Annotated in this window: 4 protein-coding genes; all 4 read right to left on the reverse strand. The window is 64.1% G+C overall.

Going from position 1 to position 3,796, the window contains the following annotated elements; all coding sequences use genetic code 11:
* Positions 1-33 precede the first annotated feature (33 nt).
* The gene (locus GY725_24695; protein ID MCP4007393.1) at positions 34-891 is read right to left on the reverse strand and encodes an enoyl-CoA hydratase/isomerase family protein; all 858 of its coding nucleotides are present in this window, start codon (positions 889-891) and stop codon (positions 34-36) included.
* Positions 892-927: 36 nt separating this feature from the next.
* On the reverse strand, positions 928-1,512 hold the full coding sequence (locus GY725_24700; protein MCP4007394.1) for a TetR/AcrR family transcriptional regulator: 585 nt from the start codon (positions 1,510-1,512) through the stop codon (positions 928-930).
* A 221-nt stretch (positions 1,513-1,733) separates the two neighbouring features.
* Positions 1,734-3,170, reverse strand: coding sequence for an NADH:flavin oxidoreductase (locus GY725_24705; protein ID MCP4007395.1), 1,437 nt, complete (start codon positions 3,168-3,170; stop codon positions 1,734-1,736).
* The coding region (locus GY725_24710; GenBank protein ID MCP4007396.1) for a dihydrodipicolinate synthase family protein at positions 3,167-3,796 on the reverse strand (630 nt) is incomplete at its 5' end. The genes GY725_24705 and GY725_24710, both read right to left, overlap by 4 nt.

The raw sequence follows: 3,796 nt of genomic DNA on the forward strand, positions 1-3,796 counted from the left end.
CCCTCTTGATCCGACCGATCCGACGTCTGCAGCTCAGGCTCGCCAGAAGCCCTTCGACCGAGAGCGGATGTCATTCCAGTCCTGCGTCTTGTTCGCGAAGTTCTGGACGCCTTCCAGATCATCTCCCAGGCCTGCACCAGGATCCACCGGAACCTCGAAGGCGGTCGCCTGCGCGAGATGGCCCTCTGCGGCGTTGTTCAGCACGAACTTCGTCCGCCGAATGGCGTACCGGCTCTTCGCGAGCATGAGATCGGCGAGCGCCTGCACCTCGCCCTCGAGTTCCGACGCCTCGACGACGCGGTTGGCAAGCCCCCACTCCTCGGCGTCACGGCCGCTGAACTCATAGGCGAGGAGGTTGATCTCTTTGCACTTGCGACGGCCGACGTAGCGCTGCATCCGGGTGCAGCCGCCCCAGCCCGGCGTGATGCCCATGTCGATCTCGGGCATGCCCCAGCGTGCGTTGGACGTCGTCAGAACGAAGTCGCAGCAAAGGGTGAGTTCGAGCCCGCCGCCCATGCAGACGCCGTCTACGGCCGCGATCGTCACGCAGTCGAGGTCCTCGAGCATCGCCGCGGTCTCCTGGAACATGCGGATGAACATGAACATCGGCGTGGATGCCGGCGGCGTGTCGACGTCGCCGATCGACTCCGCCGTGACGTTGAGCTCGGCCATCCGGGGCATTTCGGGGATGTCGTCACCGGCGCAGAAGGTGTTGCCCGCGCCGGTGATGATGAGCACGCGCGTTTCGAGATCGAACTTTACCTCGCGAATCGCCTCGTGCAGTTGCTTCTGCAACGAGATCGTGAGCGCGTTGTGCTTGTTCGGGCGGTTGAGCGTGATGCGAGTGACTTCACCCTTCTTCTCGAAGATCAGATCCGTGTACTTGGACATGCCGGACTCCTACGTTGGGGTTTGGTTGAATGCGTTTCAGCGACGAGCGATCACGGCGGTGATCGCATCGATCAATTCCTGGACGAAAGCGTCGAGCGTAGGCTGGTTCGTATTGCGCCTGCGGGTGGAGGTCATCGCGGCGTAGTCGGCGAAGCCGTGGAAGAGGAGCCCCGTCACGAGGATCCAGCGGGACGTCCACCGCTGCGGGTCCCGCTCCTCGGCGCGTCGTAGCCCAGCGAGCAGACCGCCCGAGGCTTTCGTGAGCGCTTTGCGGTGGCGCTCCACGATCGAGAAGCGGGGATGGCCCACGAGTTGTCCGAGCAACTTGAGATAGGCGACGCCGTCGCGGTGCTCCAATAGCTCGGCCCAAGGAAGAACGAGGGTCGAAATCTCATCGCGCAGCGAGGGACGACCGCGCTCGGACAATTCAGCAGCGAGTTCGAGCCGGCGCCCATCCGTGACCTGCTCGTAGTCGTCCAGGATCGCCTCGATCAACCCGTCCTTGCCCCCGAAGTGGTACTGGATGGCTGAGGCGTTGCTTGCGCCCGCGGCCTCGGTGATCGCGACGAGACTCACGCCGTCGATCCCTTGTGCAGCGAACGCGGCGATCGCGGCGCGCATGAGGCGCGCTCGGGTCGCCAGAGCGTCTGACCGGGTCTTGATTGGGCGAGGATTGCGAGGCATCTCCTAAATAATGCACTACATTATTTAGAATATCAAGGGATGCAGCCGCTGGAATTGCGCGGTTGGGGACGTAGGAAGCTCGCATCTCGCGGGCGCTTGCCGCTTCGCGCGGCTGTCCGGCCGCAATCCTGACCGGGGGCTGTTGAGCTTCCGGTCAGCTATCCGCGCGGTGTCGCAGCCTTGCGCATCTCGGCGACTTTAGGCGCGGCGTCCATGGCTTTGTAGTGTGGATCGAGTGGGTAGCAGCCCGAGATCAGGCCGTTTCGGGGTGCGGTGGTGCAGTCGCTGAAGGTTCTGCAGATGCGCTTGCGTTGCAGTTCCCGCCCCGCAAGTACATCGCTTGGCAAGTCGGGATAGGACAGAGCCATGCGACCGAGACCCACGAGTGCCATGGAACCAGCCTCTACCGCACCCGCGCCCACCCGCGGTAGCCACTCCTGCAGATAGCTCAGGCCGGATCCCACGATCGCAAGTGAAGGGTGTGCGAGCGCGAGTTCGGCGGTGGCCGCGATCATTCGCGCGACGCCGATCAGCGGATCCTCGGGAGGCGCATAGCCATCCGACGGAGGATAGGCGGCGGGGCGCTGTACGTGCGGACAGTAGTAGGGACTTCCAGCGGTGATCGAGACGAGTCCAATTCCGAGTGCTTCGAGTTCGGACAAGAAGGCGTGGGTCTCCGCGAGATCGATCCCCACACCCGTTCCGTCTCCACCAAAGGCGAATCGATAGGGTTGGTCCGTTTCGGGAACACCGCGACCGTCCGCACCTTTGTGAAAGGGAGCGTAGTCGAAAGCCGACAGACGCACCGCGATGCTCAGCTCGGGTGCGCGCTCGCGGATTCCGGCGACGACCGCGCGTAGGAAGTGGATGCGATGGGCTAAGACGCCTCCGTACTCTCCACTTCGCTCGGTGGCACTGAGCAACTCGTGTAGCAGATAGCCGTGGCAGTGCTTCACGTCCACGAAATCGAAACCCGCGTCGCGCGCGCGAACCGCCGCGTCGACATATGCGACGACCAGTTCGTCGAGTTCCGCATCGCTCAGGACCTGTGACGCGCCTGCTTCGACCCGCCCGTCGAGCCACGGGTGGCTATACGCAGTCCGCGGTCGCGCAGAGCCATCGGGTCGCGACCAGCGACCGGAGTGTGTGAGTTGCAGGCCGACGACCAGGTCTTCATCGCCGCCGAAGCGCTCGCGGTGCGCGCGAACCAGGTCCGCGCGCAGCTCGCCCAGTGGTGTCGTCGAGCCTTCGTCCATCACGAGCTGATGCGGATTCGCGCGGCCGTCGGAGCGGACCGCCGTCGCTTCACACCAGATGAGTTTGGCCCCGCTCTCGCCGAAGTTGCGCCAGCGGCGCTGCACGAGCTCGGTCGGTCGTCCATCGGGCGTGCCGTCCCAGCCTTCCATCGGCAGAATCGCGAAACGATTGCCGACCGTGCGCTCGCCCGCCGCTGCATCCCGGAGGTACAGTGGCGCCCGAAGAACGTCTTCGGGGTTCGAGCCGGACAGCGGAAGGTGAACATCGAGATCCGCGAGCCGGGCGCGTAGTTGATCCTCGTTGCGCAGGGACGTCAGTTTGACGAAGTTCGAATTCATCGGACCTGCGCCTCGATTCGCTCCGCGATGTTTCGAAGTATTTCGACGTCACCGTCAGGCCGCAGCGTGTCGAGCAATGGAGCGCCGTCGCAGTCGATCCAGCCGCGCAGCTTCATGAATTGCGCGGCGCTATGCCGGTAAGCGGGTACGGGCGGGCGGAAGATCAGCTGTCCCAGGTATTGCAGCAGGTCGTTCAGCTCGTAGAAGCGCTCATCTCCCTCGGCCCAGTAGCGATCGCGAAGCGCAAACGCATCGGGAGCGCACGTCGACAGTCCGAGCAGATAGTCGCTGCCGTACATGACCATGTCGATTGCCAGATCGTTTCCGGTCAGGACCCGGAAGTCGGGACGAGTACGGTCGCGCAGATCCAGTCGCTGCCATTCGAGTTCGCGCGAAAGCGACGAGTGCTTGGCGCCGATGCACTGCGGAACATCGAGCAGCATCCGGTACGCGGATAGATCGTAGATGCGACCGTGGGGGACGAACATCGGGCCGAGTTCAAACCCGAGGTACGAGTCCCAGTCTGCGGCCATGCGAGCCTGCGCCCCGACCCAGTCTGACCCGCCGAGCGCGTTCAACCCGTGCGACGGAAAGAGGACGGGCGTACCCCCGCGCGATGCAATCTC

Source organism: bacterium (assembly GCA_024226335.1).
In the GTDB taxonomy this organism is placed as follows: Bacteria; Myxococcota_A; UBA9160; order SZUA-336; family SZUA-336; genus JAAELY01.